General features: G+C 66.5%; 18 protein-coding genes, 1 tRNA gene and 1 pseudogene. 6 read left to right on the top strand and 14 right to left on the bottom strand.

What is annotated here, in order from left to right:
- Positions 1–29: 29 nt before the first annotated feature.
- The 4 genes from ACFWVD_RS03905 to ACFWVD_RS03890 form a co-directional block, all read right to left on the bottom strand.
- Entirely contained in the window at positions 30–986 is a 957-nt protein-coding gene (locus tag ACFWVD_RS03905; protein ID WP_379240417.1) for a DNA polymerase domain-containing protein, read from the bottom strand.
- A gap of 14 nt (positions 987–1000) precedes the next feature.
- A complete protein-coding gene (locus ACFWVD_RS03900) occupies positions 1001–1147 on the bottom strand; it encodes a hypothetical protein (protein WP_379240416.1) in 147 nt (48 codons plus the stop codon).
- A 7-nt stretch (positions 1148–1154) separates the two neighbouring features.
- A complete protein-coding gene (locus ACFWVD_RS03895) occupies positions 1155–2318 on the bottom strand; it encodes an LLM class flavin-dependent oxidoreductase (protein WP_379240415.1) in 1164 nt (387 codons plus the stop codon).
- Between the two features lie 80 nt (positions 2319–2398).
- Entirely contained in the window at positions 2399–3205 is an 807-nt protein-coding gene (locus ACFWVD_RS03890) for a helix-turn-helix transcriptional regulator (protein ID WP_379240414.1), read from the bottom strand.
- Positions 3206–3313: 108 nt separating this feature from the next.
- Here ACFWVD_RS03890 and ACFWVD_RS03885 point away from each other — a divergent pair, with 108 nt between their 5' ends.
- From ACFWVD_RS03885 to ACFWVD_RS03875, 3 genes are all read left to right on the top strand, one after another.
- Positions 3314–3754, top strand: a complete 441-nt coding sequence (locus ACFWVD_RS03885; RefSeq protein ID WP_379240413.1) for an SRPBCC family protein — start codon at positions 3314–3316, stop codon at positions 3752–3754.
- 94 nt (positions 3755–3848) lie between these two features.
- A tRNA-Glu gene (locus ACFWVD_RS03880) sits at positions 3849–3921 on the top strand.
- Positions 3922–4055: 134 nt separating this feature from the next.
- The gene (locus tag ACFWVD_RS03875) at positions 4056–5201 is read left to right on the top strand and encodes an acyl-CoA dehydrogenase family protein (RefSeq protein WP_379240412.1); all 1146 of its coding nucleotides are present in this window, start codon (positions 4056–4058) and stop codon (positions 5199–5201) included.
- Positions 5202–5246: 45 nt separating this feature from the next.
- Here ACFWVD_RS03875 and ACFWVD_RS03870 read toward each other — a convergent pair whose 3' ends face one another.
- The 10 genes from ACFWVD_RS03870 to bla form a co-directional block, all read right to left on the bottom strand.
- Positions 5247–6467, bottom strand: coding sequence for a cytochrome P450 (locus ACFWVD_RS03870; RefSeq protein WP_379240411.1), 1221 nt, complete (start codon positions 6465–6467; stop codon positions 5247–5249).
- The gene (locus tag ACFWVD_RS03865; RefSeq protein ID WP_379240410.1) at positions 6464–7711 is read right to left on the bottom strand and encodes a cytochrome P450; all 1248 of its coding nucleotides are present in this window, start codon (positions 7709–7711) and stop codon (positions 6464–6466) included. Before ACFWVD_RS03865 ends, ACFWVD_RS03870 begins: the two co-directional genes overlap by 4 nt.
- Entirely contained in the window at positions 7708–8298 is a 591-nt protein-coding gene (locus ACFWVD_RS03860; protein WP_379240409.1) for an ATP/GTP-binding protein, read from the bottom strand. Before ACFWVD_RS03860 ends, ACFWVD_RS03865 begins: the two co-directional genes overlap by 4 nt.
- Positions 8299–8302: 4 nt before the next feature.
- The gene (locus ACFWVD_RS03855) at positions 8303–8647 is read right to left on the bottom strand and encodes a DUF742 domain-containing protein (protein WP_379240408.1); all 345 of its coding nucleotides are present in this window, start codon (positions 8645–8647) and stop codon (positions 8303–8305) included.
- Positions 8644–9054: a roadblock/LC7 domain-containing protein gene (locus ACFWVD_RS03850; protein WP_379240407.1), complete on the bottom strand. Its 411-nt coding sequence runs from the start codon at positions 9052–9054 to the stop codon at positions 8644–8646. Before ACFWVD_RS03850 ends, ACFWVD_RS03855 begins: the two co-directional genes overlap by 4 nt.
- Complete coding sequence (locus tag ACFWVD_RS03845; protein ID WP_379240406.1) at positions 9051–10406, bottom strand: sensor histidine kinase; 1356 nt, start codon at positions 10404–10406, stop codon at positions 9051–9053. The genes ACFWVD_RS03850 and ACFWVD_RS03845 overlap by 4 nt, the downstream gene beginning before the upstream one ends.
- Before the next feature lie 170 nt (positions 10407–10576).
- The gene (locus ACFWVD_RS03840) at positions 10577–11728 is read right to left on the bottom strand and encodes an SGNH/GDSL hydrolase family protein (RefSeq protein WP_379240405.1); all 1152 of its coding nucleotides are present in this window, start codon (positions 11726–11728) and stop codon (positions 10577–10579) included.
- 784 nt (positions 11729–12512) lie between these two features.
- Entirely contained in the window at positions 12513–12920 is a 408-nt protein-coding gene (locus tag ACFWVD_RS03835) for a RidA family protein (RefSeq protein ID WP_379240404.1), read from the bottom strand.
- 69 nt (positions 12921–12989) lie between these two features.
- Positions 12990–13397, bottom strand: coding sequence for a hypothetical protein (locus tag ACFWVD_RS03830; protein WP_379240403.1), 408 nt, complete (start codon positions 13395–13397; stop codon positions 12990–12992).
- A 62-nt stretch (positions 13398–13459) separates the two neighbouring features.
- Positions 13460–14341 carry a class A beta-lactamase gene (gene bla / locus ACFWVD_RS03825; RefSeq protein WP_379240968.1) on the bottom strand — a complete coding sequence of 294 codons (882 nt, stop codon included), beginning with the start codon at positions 14339–14341 and terminating at the stop codon, positions 13460–13462.
- Positions 14342–14547: 206 nt separating this feature from the next.
- Between bla and ACFWVD_RS03820 the strand changes: the two genes are divergently transcribed.
- From ACFWVD_RS03820 to ACFWVD_RS03810, 3 genes and pseudogenes are all read left to right on the top strand, one after another.
- Positions 14548–15414, top strand: coding sequence for a LysR family transcriptional regulator (locus ACFWVD_RS03820; RefSeq protein ID WP_379240402.1), 867 nt, complete (start codon positions 14548–14550; stop codon positions 15412–15414).
- 98 nt (positions 15415–15512) lie between these two features.
- Positions 15513–16373 (top strand): serine hydrolase, encoded by an 861-nt coding sequence (locus tag ACFWVD_RS03815; RefSeq protein ID WP_379240401.1) that lies wholly within the window; start codon positions 15513–15515, stop codon positions 16371–16373.
- Positions 16374–16402: 29 nt separating this feature from the next.
- Positions 16403–16780: pseudogene (locus ACFWVD_RS03810) on the top strand (arabinosyltransferase); the annotation flags it as partial.
- Positions 16781–16826: the final 46 nt, after the last annotated feature.

The raw sequence follows: 16826 nt of genomic DNA, 5'->3' as shown, positions 1-16826 counted from the left end.
GTCAGCGGATAACTTCGTAGCGGAGGTCTTCAGGATTCGGTGCGGCGGGCTCGGGCGCGGCGTTTGCCCTCGTGCATAGCCTGGACGCGGGCGATGGGAATCGTGTGCCCTTCGGCGATCAGATCGGCTGGAAGTGCTTGCGGTTCCGGCATTTCCGCTGCCCAGGGGTCGGAGTCGCCGAGCAGTTCAGGCGCGGTGCGCAGGGTGAAGTCGGCGGGCGTCACCGAGTCGATGTCGTTCCAACACAACGGAAATGACACCGGAACCCCCGGACGGATGCGCGGACTGTAGGCCGCGATCACCGTGGCACCACCTGCTCGCGTCGAGTCGAGGAACACCTTCCCCTCCCGGTCCTCGCGAATGAACGCGGTGGTTCCGACAGCGGGGTCGATGCGCTCGGCCCGTGCGGCGATGGCACGCGTAGCGGCCGCAGCATCTTCGATAGCGACACCCGGCTGGATCGGCACGAACACGTGTAACCCCTTGGCCCCACTGGTTTTCACCGCACCAGCCAGCCCATCGGCCTCCAACGCCCGCCGAATCAAATGCGCTCCCGCGGCGGCATCACGAAAGGTCTGCCCCGGCGACGGGTCCAGATCCAACACCAGATGCGTTGGCCCCGCACTGTGATCGACCGGCAACAGCAACGGGTGGTACTCCACCGCCCGCTGATTCCCGAACCACAGCAACGTCCGCACATCATCACCCAGCGCGTAGGTGACCTCCCGATGCGAACTCTCCGCCCACACCGTCGCCCGCGGCACCCACTCCGGCGTGTATTTCGGCAGGTTCTTCTGCATGAACGGCTCCTGTCCCGGCCGCACCCGCACCACCGACAACGCCCGCCCCCGCAACACCCGAACTAGGCGCTCCCCCACGAACTCGAGGTAGTCGACCAGGTCCCGCTTGGTCGCGTCGGCCCCGTCGAACAGCAGCTGATCGAGATTGCTCATCTCCACCCCACCCCGCAACTCTTTGCCGGACATCGCCCCATCCTCGCTCACCACTGCATATCATCCACTGCCGCCAGCTCGGATTCGCTGGGCTCGACAACACCTTCAGGCAGCGGCACTCGGCCATCGCCGTAGAAGGCCCGGATCTCTTCGGCCGCGCCGACCTCGGCCACTTCTTTCGCCAGCAGTCTCAACCTCCTTTCACAGTCGTCGGACACCACGCAAAACTTTCGCGAAGGAGGTCGACGCGCGCATACCGGTGCGCAGGCTCGGGTGGAGGATCGCGAGATCGGCCATCACCGCGTAGGTCAGGCCGTGGTCGCGGCGTTCGGCGATCTGGTCGAGGACCTCGTCGGGTGTGCCGACGACCAGCCAGTCGCGCAACAGCGAGTCGGGGACCAGCTCGGCGTAGGCCAGTGCGGTGGGTTCATCGATGGTCTGCGGGAGGATGTCCTGCGCGCCGGTGAACGTGGGCCCCAGTGGATGGTCGACACCGTGTCGGGCCCAGGCTTGCGCCGATGCACTGAGCGCGAAGACGCGACACAGTGGTGAGTGCAGGATCTCCTCGACGATCGCCGCCGAGCGGGCCGTGATGACGAACATCCAGCCTGCCGCCTGGACCGATGCGGGGTCGCGACCGGCATCGGAGGCCGCGGACCGGATCACCGCCAGCTTGTCACGGTATTCGGCCGGGCTGCTCGGGAAAGCGGGCAGCCAGGCGTCGGCGTATCGGCCCGCGGCGCGCAGCATTCGTGGCCCGTGTGCGCCCATCCAGAGTTCGGGGCGGGTGCCGCGGTGCGGTGGCAGCGCGAAGACCGCGTCGCGCAGCGGAAAGAACTCCGAATCGCGAGAGATGGCTTCGCCGTTGGATTCCCACAGCGCCCGGATCGTCGCCACGGCTTCTTCGAAGCGAGCGACGGGCCGCTGCCAGTCGACGCCGTAGGGCTCGTTGTTCTCGCGCTCCCCCGGCCCGATCCCGAGAATCGCTCGACCGCCGCTGAGCAGGTGCAGGGTCGCGGCGGCCTGCGCGGTGACAGCAGGATTTCGCCGACCCGCGTCGGTGACACCGACGCCGAGCCGCAGCCTGCTGAACCGGTTGCGCGCGGCGGCGTACCCGAGCAGGGTCCATGGGTCGTAGTACGCATCCGAGTGCGGCACGACCCTGGCTCCGCCGGTGTGGGCCGTCTTCCACAACGACGAAGGCCACAAACCGATCAGATGGTCGATGGTCCACAGCGAATCGGCGCCGGTCGTCGCGGCGAGAAACCGCGTGTTGCGTTGGGTGAAATCGGGCACGAACCGGCAATGCAGGCTCGGATCGACCACCCCGGTCCTGATCCTGACCCGTCGAGATGCTGCTGTCATGGCCACTCTCTCGCGAGGATAGGTGCACCGACCAGCCAATTATGGGACGCACCGGTGCCGACCACAAGACACTGTGCCGGTCATCGGCCCACCCTTTCCTGGATCGCCGGGTCCACTTGCCCGCTGAGTAATCGGCGCAGGGTGGTGGGGGTGTGGCCGAGGTGCTCGCCGATCGTGCGGGTCAGGTGGGCTTGGTCGGCGAAGCCGAGGTCTGCGGCGAGCACTGCGAGGCTGGTTTCGCCGTCGGTGAGTCGGTTCATGGCGTGGCCGACGCGGACTCGGTTGCGGTAGCGGGTGAGTGAGACGCCCATGTGCTGGGAGAACACCCGGCTCAGTCGATACGGCGAGACGTCGAGCAGTCCGGCCAGCGACCGTAGCCCCGCGGCTTCCGGTGCACCGGCGAGAATGGCCTGTCTAGCTGCGGTGACGGTCGCTTCGTCGTCGCGACGGCGACTCGGCATCGGCTGCCGGGTGGCCGCTGCGACGAGTCCGAGCAGTTCCTCGGTCACCGCGTAGTCGATGTCACCGCGGGTGCCGGCTTCGAGCAGCCGATGGTGCGCCAACGCGACACGGGCGTCGACGTACAGTGCGCGCGCGACCGCGGAACCCTCCCAGAACTCAGGCGAGACGCTGATCGAGGTGCAGATATCGCCGCCCGCGGGATGCGCGAAGCGTTCTTCCTCGCCGGGCACGCCCACATATCCGACGGTGGGATCCAGGTCGGCCGCCACCCCGTCGGCTTGCCGCCGGAACCGGCCGCGCCGCACGAGCACGATCCGGTGGTCGTGGCGTGCCTGCGGCGCCGACCAGCGGGTGTGGTCGGCGTGGCAGTTCACCGCGGTCACGGTGAAGTCCGGTCGGGCGGCGATCGGCACTGCGCACAACATGAATCGACCGTACGCCCAGGGTGTGACAAGTCGGCCGCAAAAATGTTCAAGACCGGGACCATCGGGGCGGGGATGCTGGGAGCAGGACCCCAAAAAAAGGAGACAACCATGGCATCCGTGCACAAAGAATTCCTCGTCGATGCCACACCGGATCAGGTATGGGACGTGTTGAAGGACTTCGGCGCGGTGCACGAACGCCTGGCCCCCGGTTTCGTCACCGACACCCGGGTCGACAGCGACACCCGCACAGTCACTTTCGCCAACGGCACCGTGGTGGCCGAACGCCTGGTCGACCTCGACCCGACCACCAAACGCGTCGCCTACTGCGCGGTCGGTGGCGACCTGCACCCCTCCCACCACAACGCCTCGATGCAGGCCGTGGCCACCGCCGACGGCAGAACCCGGTTCGTCTGGCACACCGACGTCCTGCCCGCAGCGCTCGCCGCACCGATCGCCGAGTTCGTCGAGCACGGCGCCCCGGTCATCCGCGCCGCCCTGGAAGCGGCGGCTACCCGTTCCCCGGAAGAACCCTCCGTCATCGCCGGGTAGCACGGGGCCGGTCGGCCGACCAGCCGTTTTGGTCGAACGCCCGGTCGTCGACTATGGTAGGTCCGCGCGGTTCACCCTGGTGAGCTGTTGTTCTGGCCCCGTCGTCTAGCGGCCTAGGACGCCGCCCTCTCAAGGCGGTAGCGCGGGTTCGAATCCCGTCGGGGCTACAGCGAGAACTCCTCGGTCATTGTGACCGGGGAGTTTTTTGTGTTCGGAGCACAATCCGTTGCCCGTGGTTGCGGGATTCGTACAGTGTAGGAATCATGGTGGCGACAAGCCGTTAGCCAACGATGAGGACATCATGAAGCGTTCGCTGTTCACCGAGGATCACGATGCGTTTCGCGCGTCGGTTGCCGAGTTCGTCAAGCGTTCGATCGAGCCCAACGCCGAACGGTTCACCGAGCAGCGGGCCATCGATCGCGAAACCTGGCTTGCGGCAGGCGAACTGGGCTACCTCGGCCTCGGTGTGCCGGAGGAGTTCGGTGGCAGCGACGCCGGCGACTACCGGTTCAACGCGGTGTTCGCCGAGGAGCTGTCCAAATCCGGTGCGGCGGTGGCATCTTCGTTCGGCATCCACTACGACGTGTGCGCGCCATACCTGGTGGAGCTGACCACCCAGGAACAGAAGCAGCGCTGGCTGCCGAAGTTCTGCACCGGCGAGATCATCACCGCCATCGGCATGACCGAACCTTCGGGTGGTTCGGACCTGGCCGCGCTGAAGACCACCGCCGTGCGCGACGGTGACGACTGGATCGTCAACGGCTCGAAGACGTTCATCACCAACGGTTTCAACGCCGACCTGGTGATCGTGGCCGCGCGCACCAGCCCGGAGAAGAAGGCCAAGGGCATCACCCTGTTCGCGATCGAGAACGGGATGGACGGCTTCACTCGCGGGCGCAAGCTCGACAAGGTCGGCCAGCCCGAATCCGACACCGCCGAACTGTTTTTCGACAATGTGCGCGTGCCCGACGCCAACCGGATCGGCGAGGTCGACCGCGGCTTCATCGCGATGATGGAGCGCCTGCCGCAGGAACGCATCGGTGCCGCGGTCTCCAATCTCGCGCACGCCGCGGCGATTCTGGACGAGACGCTGCAGTATGCCAAGGAGCGCAAGGCTTTCGGTCAGCAGATCGGCAGCTTCCAGTACAACAAGTTCCTTTTCGCCGAATTGGTCACCAAAATCGAAGTGACACAGGCGTTCGTCGATCAGGGCATCGCCGCGCACGCTGACGGTGAGCTGTCCGCTGTCGACGCCGCGAAGGCGAAGTGGTGGTCGGCGCAGGTGCAGAACGATGTGCTCGACGCGTGCGTGCAGCTGCACGGCGGCTACGGCTACATGCGCGAATACCGTGTCGCGCGTGCGTGGATGGATGCCAGGGTCACCAAGATCTGGGCGGGTTCCAACGAGATCATGAAGGAACTGATCGGCCGCGATCTGGGCCTGTAGGCAACACGTCGCGCCCGGCGACAGTTCGCCGGGCGCGACAATCGATCACTTCAAGATGATCGGCAACGCGGCCAGATCGTTCTGCGTGAGCACCGGCAGGTTGCCGATCTCACTGTCGGGCACCGCAAGTCGCAGATCCGGGAAGCGTGCGAACAGCGCGGGCAGCGCGATCGCGGCTTCCAGACGCGACAGTGCCGCGCCGGGGCAGATGTGCGGGCCATAGCCGAATGCCAAGTGCCGGTTGGCAGTTGACCGGTTCACGTCGAACTCGTCGGCGGTGTCCCCGTGCACGGCAGTGTCGCGGCCGACGGCCCGATACGACATCACCACCCCGTCACCCTTCGCGATCAGGGTGTCACCGACCTGGATGTCCTCGGCGGCGAACCGCATCAGCAGGTGCGATACCGGACCATCGAAGCGCAGCGACTCCTCGATGACCTGCTTCCATTCCACCTCGCCCGCAAGGACTTTCGCCAACTGCTCGGGGTGACCCAGCAGCGCGCGCACGGTGTTGATGATCAGGCTGACGGTGGTCTCGTGCCCGGCGGCGACCAGTGCCTTGATGTTGCCGATCGCCTCTTCCTCGGTGAGCGGCTCACCACCCTCGTCGGCGGTGATGAACGCCGAGGTCAGGTCGTCGCCCGGGTTCGCGATCTTCGCCCGGACCAGGTCGGTGAAGTACACGTCCAGGCCGCCGATGATCGCCAGCCGCTCGTCCTGCGGGGTCATCACCGAGAAGAACTTCTTGTACCAGTCCAGCAGCTGCGCGTGGTCTTCGCGCGCGACGCCCATCAGGTCACCGACCACGCGCATCGGCAGCGGGTAGGCGAAGATCTCCTTGAGGTCGACCGGCGCACCGTCGGCGCCCGCGGCCTCTAGGTCGTCGAGTAAGTCGGCGGTGAGCTGCTCGATTACCGGACGCAGTTCCTCGAGTCGGCGCGGGGCCAGCGCCTGCGCGGTCTTCAGGCGCAGCCTGCGGTGCTCGGCCCCGTCGACGCTGAACATCGACCGGTCGACCAGCACCATGCCGATCAGCGGCCACTGGGTGGTCACCACGCCGTCGGTGTACAGCTTCCAGGCGTTGATGTCCTTGACCAGCCGGGAGTCGGTGGTCAGCTGGCGTGCGATCGCGTGATCGGTGACGGTCCAGGCGGGCACGCCGAGCAGGTCGATCTTGGTGATCGGGCCGAGCTCGCGAAGTCGGGCGGTCTCCCCGTTGAGGTCACCGACCATGGGATCGATGGCAAAGGGACAGGTGGAACTCACGAAAAACCTCCGACGGGTCGAACTGGTGTGAAACGAACGGGCAGTGCGGTCATGCCACGAAGAAAAGCTGAGGGTCGCCGGGTGAGCTGGTCGGCGGGCACTGCCAGGTCCATGTCGGGCAGCCGGTCCAGCAGCACCTCGATGCCGGTCCTGGCGATGATCTCCGCGATCTGCTGGGCGGGGAAAGGGCAGCGGTATTCGCCGTAACTGAAGGCGAAGTGTGCGTTGTTGCCTGTGGGCACGGATCCGCCCTCGGAAAACGACTGTCGCACATGGGGATCGAGGTTCGCCGCGGCCAAACCGAGCAACAGCATGTCTCCGGCGCGAATTGTCTTGTCCCCCAGGCGCGTATCACGCGCGGCCCAGCGTCCAGCCAGAATCGAGGTGGGGCCCTCTTCCCAGAGGACTTCGCTCATGGCCTCGCCGACGCTGCGTCGGCCGCCGCCCAGCGAGTTCGCGAATCGGTCGTCGGTGAGCATCAGGCGCATCGAGATGCCCAGCCAGTCGGCGGTGGGCAGGTGACCCGCGGCGGTGATCGCCATCAGGTCCATCATGTATTCCTCGTCGGTGAACGGCTCCGGGTCGGCCAACATCAGCGACACCAAATCCCCTGCGGGACGGGCCTTCTTGGTCGCGACCAGTCGCGCCATGTGTTCGGCGAAGCGGGCGTGTCCGGCTTGGGCGTCGGCGCCGCCGTCGGCGAGCATCTTGATCACCAGGGCGAGGTCGTCGGCATCGGTGTCGGGCAGGCCGAGAATGCGGGCCAGCGCCAGCACGGGCAGCTTCATGGCGAATTCCGCGATGAGGTCGGCGGTGCCGCGACCGCAGAACCCGTCGACCAGCCGGTCCGCGATTTCCTCACAGGCGCGGCGCAATTCGAAGTGGTCGACCGCGTCCAGGGCGGGTTCGACCATCGCCAGGTGCCTGCGATGTTCGGCACCCGCGGTGAAGTAGATCGAGGGCATGGGCTGCCCGACCATCGGCAGCAACGGCCAGTCCGCGGGCACGTTGCCCCACTGATTCCACAGCGACACATCGCGCGGGAACAGCAGCGGATCGCTGGTCACCTGGTGCAGTTCGCGATAGCCGATGATCAGCCACGCCGGGAATCCGCCCAGATCCACCTCGACGACGGGCCCGTGATCGCGGCGCATCCGCCGGTAGACCTCGTGCGGTTCGATGTGGAATTCAGGACCGCTCAACGGCACCGCGCCGGTGATCGGGCAGCCGGTCGGTGTGCTCATGTGACGGGTTCTCCCTGGGGGACAGCGGAATACAGGTACTCGATCAGGCTGATCAGCACCTGCTTGCTCGATTCGCGCGAGCGCGCGTCACACATCACCAGCGGCACCGCGGGATCCAGGTCCAGCGCTTCGCGCACCTCGTCTGGAGCATGTGTCTCGCCGAAGTCGTTGCAGGCCACCACAAACGGCGTCTTCTGGTGTTCGAGCCGGTCGATCGCGTACCAGGAATCGCTGATCCGACGTTGGTCGACCAGCACGATCGCGCCCAACGCACCGGTGAACAGCCGGTCCCATAGGAACCAGAACCGTTGCTGCCCAGGCGCTCCGAACAAATAGAGCACGTGCTCTTCGTCGAGGGTGATGCGTCCGAAGTCGAAGGCGACCGTGGTGGTCGACTTGCCGGGCACGCCGGTGGTGTCGTCCACGGCCGCGCTCACGTCGGTCATGGTGGCCTCGGTGTCCAAGGGCCGGATCTCGCTCACCGAACGCACCAATGTCGTTTTGCCGACACCGAATCCGCCGATGACCACGATTTTCAGCCCGTGTTTCGCCGTGCTGTGCAGCGGTGCTCGCGCCCGCGTCGGCACGTTCTCAGAGCTTGCGAAGTCCAACGAGCACCTTCTCGAGGGTGGAAAGGTCCAGCGACATCGCCGCCGACAACGGGGGTCGGATCGTGATCTTGCCTTCGGCGAGCAGATCCGACAGCAGCACGGTGGCCACGCCGACGGGCAGCCGCAGCTCGGCGGCGATCTCCACCACCGCGGTCGGCGCCGCGCACATGTCCAGGATCGCGGCCTGCTCCGAGGACATCCCGGCGCTGGGCCCCGACTCCGCGACCACCAGCGTGACCAGGTCGAAGTCGTCGGTGGCGGGCGCTCGACCGCCGGTCAAGGTGTAGAAGCGGTCGGGATCGTCGTCGCGTGCCGCCCTGGTCAATCGGTCACACCCCGTCGGGGCTGCGCGGCCATGTGCTCGCCGAGCTGTTCGACCAGCTCGTGCATCGTGTGCCCGACCAGGCCCGCGTCGGCGTCCTCGGCGGCGATCACCGCTAAATGCGCGCCGCGCCCCGCCTCGACCACGAATAAAATGCCGCCGTAGAACTCGGTCATCGACTGGCGAACTCCGCCACGCCCGTCACCGAACTCGACGGAGGCCCCGTGCGCCAGACTCTGGAACCCGGCGGCGATCGCGGCGAGCTGGTCGGCGCGATCGACATCGAGTTCGGGGGTGTGGCAGATCTTCAACCCGTCACCCGACAGCAGCAGCGCATGTTTGGCGCGTGGGGTGCGGGCGAGCAGTTTCTCGAGCAGCCAGCCGAGGTCGGCCGGGGCGGTGGTGGTCATCGGTCCTCCAGTGGGTCGGAAGCGGTGCGGCCCGGCGCGGAACGCTGGAAGGCGCCCAGTGCGGTGGGCTTGGCCGGTGGGGCAGGAGTGGCAGGTGTGGTGGTGATTCCTTCGGGGTGGACTTGGGCCAGGGTGTCGCCTCTGCGGCGCTTCGGCAGTGTGCCGTTGGATGGTGTGTGTTGATCGGCCGGATCGATGATGTTGATCGGGCCGGTATCGCCCAGTGACATTGTGCCAGTAGCACTTTGACGCGGAATCGGGTTGTCGAACTGACTCAATGTCGCAGGCTCGGCGACGCGCGGCGCGGTGTTGCGGCTGCGACGTTCCGCGCGTGCGGTGAGTTCGCGCGGGACCACGACCACCACGGCGGTGCCACCGATGGCCGAGGGTCGATACGACACGGTGAGTTCGTGTTTGCGCGCCAGGTGCCCGACCACGGCCAGCCCGAGGCGGGTGCCCGACAGCGTCGCCAGGTCGGCGCCCTTGCCCTTGTGATCACGCCCGGTGACCGCGGCTTCGGCACGACGCAACGCGGAATCGCTCATGATCAGACCGCTGTCCTCGATCGTGATCACCACTCCCGCAGGCACTTCCGCGGCGTAGACGTGCACCTCGGTGGTGGGTGGGGAGAAGTTGCAGGCGTTGTCCAGCAGTTCGGCCAGGGTATGCATCACGCCCTCGGCGGCGTGCCCGGCGATACCGATGTCGGCGATCGCTCGCAAACGCACGCGCTGGTATCCGGCCACACGACCCATCGCGCCGCGCAGAATCGACTCCATCGCAATGGGTTTGGCCCAGCGGCGCCCGGTGCGAGCGCCACTGAGCACCGCGATACTGTCGGCGAGGCGGCCGGCCTGAGCGGTGCGGTGGTCGATGTGCAGCAGGTCGGTGAGCACGCGCGGGTCGGCGTGACGGTGCTCCATCTCGCGCAACTCCGCCAGCATGGAGGTGGTCATCGCCTGGATGCGGCCGGCGGCACCGGAGAACGCGGCAAGGGCGGCGGCACCGCGACGCGCGTTTTCCTGTGCCTCCCAGGCATATCCGGCCGTGTGCTCCTCGGCCTGCGTCAACCGCGCGGCGGCTTCGGCGGTCGCGGCGGTCAGTTGCTGTTCGGCTCGCTGCGCGGCGGCCAGGTTCGCGCGCGCCTGTGCGCGTTGGCGCAGCGCGAACGCGATCGCCGGGGCCCCGATCAGCGCCGCGGTCACGGCGGCGGTCAGGATCGGGATGCCGATGTTCGACGGTGCGAACAGCGCGGTCACCGCGGCGATCGCCACCACCGCGACCGCGGCCCCCAGCACCACGGATCCGGCACTGCCACCGGACTTCTCCGGTGCAGAAACCGTCTGTGTCATCGGCAGTACGTCCGCAGTACTCACAAGCCCCCGGCCATAGGTGGTCATCAAACACGCAGCAAGGCAGCCTGTTTCGGAATCGGGTCGAGCATATCGAGGCCCCGCCCCGGCTGCCACTCGGCAGACCAGGGTTCACCGGCTGTTGGGTTACGGGTCAGTATCGGCGCTGGTCAGCTGTGCAGAGCCGGCGCGATGGTGGCGGCGATCGTCCGGTAGCCGGAGTCGTTGGGGTGCAAGTGATCACCGGAGTCGAACTGCGCCGCCAGGTGCGCGCGATCACCGGGTTGGGCCAGCGCGCGGTCGACGTCGACCACCTCGTCGAAGGCACCCGACTCGCGTATCCACGTATTCACGTCGGTGCGCATTCGCTCCTTCTCCACCGCGTAATACGTCGACCCGGCGAACGGCGGGATGGTCGCGCCGACGATGCGCACGCCCCTGTTGCGCGCCTGGGTGATCAGGTCGCGGTATCCGTTGATGAGCTGATCGGTGGAAACGAGCGGATAGACGATACCGTCCGGGCCCGCGCTACCGGATAGACCGATGTCGTTGATACCGATCAGCACCACGACGGTGCCGACTCCCGGCTGATCGAGCGCATCGCGCCGGAACCGGGCGATGGCGTTGTCGCCCAACACATTCGAGTCGGTCAGCAGTTTGTTGCCACTGATCCCGGCGTTGACCACCGGCCCGTGGTGACCGACCGCAGCCAGCTGATCGGGGTAACGCTGATCCGCGTTCACGGTGGAGCGATAACCATCGGTGAGCGAATCACCGAATGCCACAGTGATTTTAGAGTCTTTCGGCCGCACTGTATCGACGCCCGACAGGTAGTACCAGGACTGAGAACTCTCGGTGAACGCCACCGCCGCCGGGTCCGTACTGTGATCCCCCGCGGCCCGGTAGGTGGTGGTCATCGCCTGCCCGTGCTGCGTGGCCGGACCGGTGGGCTGGGCCAGATACAACGTCACCGCCATCGACGCCCCCACCGTTTCCACCGCATCGCTGACAACTTCTCCCCCGGGCGCGACAACAAAGTCGGAGTTTCCACCAACCATCAACGGCCGCACCGACTCCGGAGCCACAGCCGCGCCCCCAACACTGCGCGCAACCGTAGCCGCCTTCACCGGCAGCGGGTACTCGCCATAGCGATTGGACAACCGAACCCGAACCTGCGAACCCTCCTGCGACAACCGAATCACCTGCCGCACAGTCTGATCCGAGAACCCCATCGCCGACCAGTTCTGATAAATCGGATACTGCACCGACGTCGCCCACGCACTGGACCACTCGGTCTCGGTATCGCGAACACCGAACGCCACCAGAGCCAGCGCGGACGCGGCAGCGATAGGCGCGACAATCCAACGAAGGCGCAAGGGGTTCCGATCGATCAGGATGAGAACAGGTTAGCTGTAGAAGACTCCCTTCAATCGATCGCTATCGGGTCCGCGCAGAAGCGATGCTGAAGCGCGAAGACTGCCGACCCATGGCTCCCCAATTCCCTACCGTCGTATGAGCGCAGTGCCAACGGCGGCGGGTACGGCTCCGCGATTACCCCGAGACAGAACACCACACCCGCGGGCCGTCTCGGCAGCTTCGGCTCGCTACCGACGTAGAACGGGTGGTTGAGAAGGAACGGGCGAGGCACGTCAATAGTTCGTGACTCTGTCGTGCCCGGACGTACCCGGAGTACATCGACTGACGGCGACACGTACAACTCCCCGACATCGGCGGGCCATTCGAAGAAGCGTTGCGCGAGTTCCACATAGTCACCTGCCGGGACCACGTACGCTTCCCCAGGCGGTATGGATCCCATGCGCTCGATCCGAATCGGCACAAGCACTTCTCGATCATTGCGATTGTCCAAACGCCACGTGACCTTCGCCGCGGCGTCAGTAACCGCCACTTCCGCGGCGAATGTCACCCCCGCCGGAATCGCCGCTCCGCCGGCGAGTGACTCAGGCGCAGTCTGCTCGGCGCAGCTAGCCAGCAGTGCGCAACAGGCCAGGACAATGCCCGCCCGTGATAGCAATGCGAATTCGGCTTGGCGCCAAGCCATTACCGCTCGGCGGCAGCCGAGGTGCTGATGTCCGGAGTGCATAATCCTCAGTCGAGCACAGCTGTCGCCTCGACCTCGACGAGCAGATCCGGCTCCCCCAGCGCGGCAACCCCGATCAACGTGATCGGCTTGACCGGATCCACCCCCAACTTCGCCGCCGCCCGCGCCACACCCTCACCGAGCAGCGGGAACTTCTCCGGACCCCAGTCCACGACGTAGATCGTCAGCTTCGCGACATCGTCGAACGAACCCCCGACGGCCGCGAGCGCGGTACCGACATTGAGGTAAGCCTGCTCGACCTGCGCCGCGAAATCATCTGCGCCAACCGGGTTTCCGTCGGCATCACGCGCGACCTGCCCGGCGAGGAAGACCAGCCGCGAACCGGTCGCGATCGAGAGCTGTCGGTATACCTCCGGCTTGGGCAGCCCGTCCGGATTCATCAGTTCCACAGTCATGCCAACTCCCACCACTCGAATGTCTGTGCGAGTCAGCCTAGATGATCTGGCGTGTACGTCGGGGTTGGTTCAGAAGGCGATGCAGGCGGAGCCGGTGTCTATGCCGGTGCCGACGCTGACGGGAAAGCGGGTCTGGGACGTGGCTCCCGGTTGGAAGGCGTAGATGTAGGTGATGTCGGTGCGGGAGGGGACCCAGGTGGTGCTGGCTACGCCGTTGACGGGGACTGCTTCGGAGAAGCCGCTGGGGCCCTGGCCTTCTTCGTAGAAGTAGACCGTTTTCGTGTTGTCGTCCACGGTGACGTTGACGGTGTAGGAGCAGCCGGTGCCGTAGGGGTGTAGGCCGAAGGTGGCCGAGGGGGCGATCGAGATGGTGGTGACGGAGGCGGTCGCGGGCGGGGCGACCACTGCGGCGAGGCCGGCGATGATCGCCGTGGCGCCGAGGGCTTTGCGTGCGGTCGCGGTGTGGGTTCGCGTCATGATGGATATCTCCTGGTCAGTGGGGCCGAGACGGCGCAACGGGTGACAAGAGGTGACTGGGTTCATATCTGCCCGACGGCGATCTTCGTTACCTCCGCTACGAGCTCGTTGGACGGTGCGGCGTCGCGGTCGGGCTTGGTGGTGAGCACCGCGAGCACCAGGGGTGGGCGGCCGGGCGGCCATGCGACGGCGACGTCGAGGGCTGAGCCGTAGGACGGGCTGCCGGTCTTGTCGCCTACTTTCCAGTCGGCGGGCAGGCCTGCTTTGATGCGTTTCGCGCCGGTGGTCGAGGCCAGGAGCCAGTCGGCGAGCTGGGCGCGTTCAGGGTCGGCGAGGGCGGTGCCGAGGACCAGAGCGCGGTAGTCGGCGGCCAGGGCGGCGGCGGTGGTGGTGTCGCGTTCGTCGCCGGGAATGGCGGCGTTGAGTTCGGGTTCCCAGCGGTCCAGGCGCGTGACGGTGTCGCCGAGTGTGCGTAGGAATGCGGTGAATCCTGCTGGGCCACCCAGCATTCGAAGGACAATGTTTCCAGCGGTGTTGTCGGAGACGGTGATTGCCGCGTGACAGATCGCGGACACGGTCATGCCGGTGTCGACGTGCTTCTCGGTCTCGGGAGAATTCACCACGATGTCGGCGGACGTGTAGTGGATGACCTGGTCGAAGTAGCCGGTGGACAACGGATGTGCCTGCAGCAGAGCGCCACACGCCAAACCCTTGAAGGTCGAACCCATTGCGAAGCGTTCGTTTTCGCGATAGTTCACCCTCGCGCCGCTGCCGGTATCGACCACCGACAGCCCCAGTCGGGCACCATATTTCGCTTCCAAAGCCGCGAATTCTGTTGGTACAGACGGTGACACGCTGGGGGCATGCTCGACCTCACTGCTCGCGCAGGCGGTGAAAGTCACCGCCGATGCCGCCAGGGCGACGGCAGCCAACCGAGTTCGCAAAAGGGGTCGCTTCAGTGCGGAGGTAGTCACCGGTGCACAACATCATCATCGGCCGCTTCCATGCCAATATCGGACAGTGCCCTGGACGAGTCGAACTCGATATCACCGCAGGTAGACACCGCTAAATCTCTTCCGAACGTCGCGCACTACCTGCTCGTCATGGCCGTTCGACCAAGTCGCGGCAAGCGCGCTGGTTCAATGGCTTGATGGATCTGATCCGCCACCTCCGGTTCTTCGTCGCTGTCGCGGACGAGGGCCATTTCGGGAAGGCGGCAGCGGCGCTGGACATGACCCAACCACCCCTGTCGCAGGGTTTGCGCCGCCTCGAACAGCACCTCGACGTCGAATTGATCCGCCGCACCAATCAGGGCGCGTTGCTCACCACCGAGGGCAGGCATCTGCTGCCGCGCGCCCGATTGCTCGTCGACGACGCCGACCGGCTGCTCGCCGAGTCACAGCGGATCGCGCAGCTCAGCGGCACCGTGCGGTTCGCGGCGACCAGTGCGCTGCCCGACCGTTTGGTCGCCGCGTGTGTGACGGGCCTGCGTGCCGCGGGTGGGAATGTGGCGACCACGCTGGGCACGACCGTCGATCTGGTCGCGCAGGTGCGGTCGGGGGTGTGCGATGTGGCGGTGATCGAGCATCCGGCGCTGGTGGACGGCGTCGAGGCCGGGCCGGTGTTGAAGTTGCCGCGCTGGCTGGTGGTGCCTGCCGAGCACCGCACCACCACCGCCGAGCGGCCGACGTTTCCGATGCTCGCCGGGCTGAACTTCGCGCATCCGCCACGCGCAGCCAACCCGCCCGCCTTCGACAGCATTGTCGACCTGCTGCGCGAACGCGGACTGGACGCACCGCCGCTGGCCGCCGCCGACGATCGGGCGGTGCTGGCCGCTGTCGCCGCGGGTACCAGCTTCGGGGTGACCGCCGCACCTCCCACGCCGACACCGGGAGTGGCGTGGTTGACGTTGGCGCCGCAGTCGATTGCGGTGCGGGTGAGGGTGATTCGGCGCGCGGATGCCGCTGATCAGGCCGATGTACTGGATCGGGTGCTGTATCGGGAGCGGTTGCGATGAGCCGTTCGGATGGTCGGCGTTCGGACCAGTTCGACACAGGTCAAAGCCTTTCCCTCACAGGCGATCGGCTCGATGCTGCGGCGACTCGAATTCGTGCGGTGTTCGCGGACGCGGGCTGCGTCGGCTGGTTGCACGCACGGCGCTGCGACGGCTCACCCGACGAGGTTTCGGTCGGTGGGCGCGACCGGGTGGTGTTCGCGTCGGTGTACAAGCTCGTGCTGTTCGTGACGTTCCTACGACAGGTCGACCGGGGGCGGATCGACCCTGCCGAACGGCTCACCATCGACCCCGCCGACTGCACGCCCGGCCCGACTGGCCTTGCCGCACTGCATGATCCGGTAGAGATCAGCCGCCGCGACCTGGCGACTTCGATGATGACGGTGTCCGACAATGCCGCCGCCGACGTACTTCTGGGCGAGGTCGGTCTCGCCGCGGTGAGCGACCTCATCGATGAACTCGGCCTCGCCGACACTCGTATCCTCGGCGGGACCGTGGACCAGTACCGCAGCCTGGTCCTCGATACCGATACCCACAGCACCGCAGAAGCTTTCGCGACTCTGGCCGACAACGACGAAGCGTGGACGGTCTCCGCCTACGACCCTTCCTACGCCAGCGCGACCACCCCCGAAGAGATGACCCGCTTCCTGTCGACGTTGTGGTCCGGCGACGTATTGTCCGCCGCCAGTACCGAATTCGCGCGTTCGGTAATGAGCAAGCAGGTCTGGTTGCACCGCATCGCGTCCGCGTTTCCGCATCGCGGAGTCATCGTCGCGGGAAAGACCGGCACCATCGGCGTGATCCGCAACGAGGTCGCCGTAATCGAGTTTCCTGGCGAAACACCGGTCGCTGTAGCGGTTTTCACGCGCGCCGCCCGCGCCGATCCGATGCTGCCTGCGGTCGACGCCGCCATCGGTGAAGCCGCGCGCATCGCCGTCACCGAGCTACGCCGTCCACACTGATCCACTCACCATGGCTAGCATCGTCCTTCGTGGGTGGAGATTCTTCCGGCATCGGCCGAGTGCAGAAAATCGGGATCGCGGCGGGGGCGCTGGGTGTGGTGCTGGCGGTGGCGACTCCGTTGCTGCCGGTGCAGCAGCAACGCGCGAGCCTGGATTGGCCGCAGCCGCAGTCGATGCAGCTGAGCGCGCCGCTGGTGGGTTATGTGCCGTTGTCGCTCGATGTGAGCATTCCGTGCACGGCGTTGCTCGATTTGTCGGGTGGGACAGTGCTTTCCACGGTTCCCGCGCAGGCGCCGCGAGCCGGGTCGAAGGGGTTGGTCGCGCGGATCGAGGATCGGCCCGGGGTTGGGCGGACGTTGTCGGTTGTGTTGCGGGACAAGCTGTTGTTGAGTGCGCCTATCGCGGATATCGCAGGGGGTCCTTCGCAAGTCCCCGGTTCCGGCGCTGAGGGTC

This window comes from Nocardia sp. NPDC058666 (assembly GCF_042714895.1).
Taxonomy (GTDB): Bacteria; Actinomycetota; Actinomycetes; order Mycobacteriales; family Mycobacteriaceae; genus Nocardia.
Note: the sequence above shows the minus strand (reverse complement) of the source record. Positions and strands in the feature narration are given on the sequence as shown.

Coding starts and splice junctions, on each gene's coding strand:
- ACFWVD_RS03905 (WP_379240417.1), bottom strand. CDS start 986: ATGTCCGGCAAAGAGTTGCGGGGTGGGGTGGAGATGAGCAATCTCGAT.
- ACFWVD_RS03895 (WP_379240415.1), bottom strand. CDS start 2,318: ATGACAGCAGCATCTCGACGGGTCAGGATCAGGACCGGGGTGGTCGAT.
- ACFWVD_RS03890 (WP_379240414.1), bottom strand. CDS start 3,205: ATGTTGTGCGCAGTGCCGATCGCCGCCCGACCGGACTTCACCGTGACC.
- ACFWVD_RS03885 (WP_379240413.1), top strand. CDS start 3,314: ATGGCATCCGTGCACAAAGAATTCCTCGTCGATGCCACACCGGATCAG.
- ACFWVD_RS03875 (WP_379240412.1), top strand. CDS start 4,056: ATGAAGCGTTCGCTGTTCACCGAGGATCACGATGCGTTTCGCGCGTCG.
- ACFWVD_RS03865 (WP_379240410.1), bottom strand. CDS start 7,711: ATGAGCACACCGACCGGCTGCCCGATCACCGGCGCGGTGCCGTTGAGC.
- ACFWVD_RS03850 (WP_379240407.1), bottom strand. CDS start 9,054: ATGACCACCACCGCCCCGGCCGACCTCGGCTGGCTGCTCGAGAAACTG.
- ACFWVD_RS03845 (WP_379240406.1), bottom strand. CDS start 10,406: ATGACACAGACGGTTTCTGCACCGGAGAAGTCCGGTGGCAGTGCCGGA.
- ACFWVD_RS03835 (WP_379240404.1), bottom strand. CDS start 12,920: ATGACTGTGGAACTGATGAATCCGGACGGGCTGCCCAAGCCGGAGGTA.
- ACFWVD_RS03830 (WP_379240403.1), bottom strand. CDS start 13,397: ATGACGCGAACCCACACCGCGACCGCACGCAAAGCCCTCGGCGCCACG.
- ACFWVD_RS03820 (WP_379240402.1), top strand. CDS start 14,548: ATGGATCTGATCCGCCACCTCCGGTTCTTCGTCGCTGTCGCGGACGAG.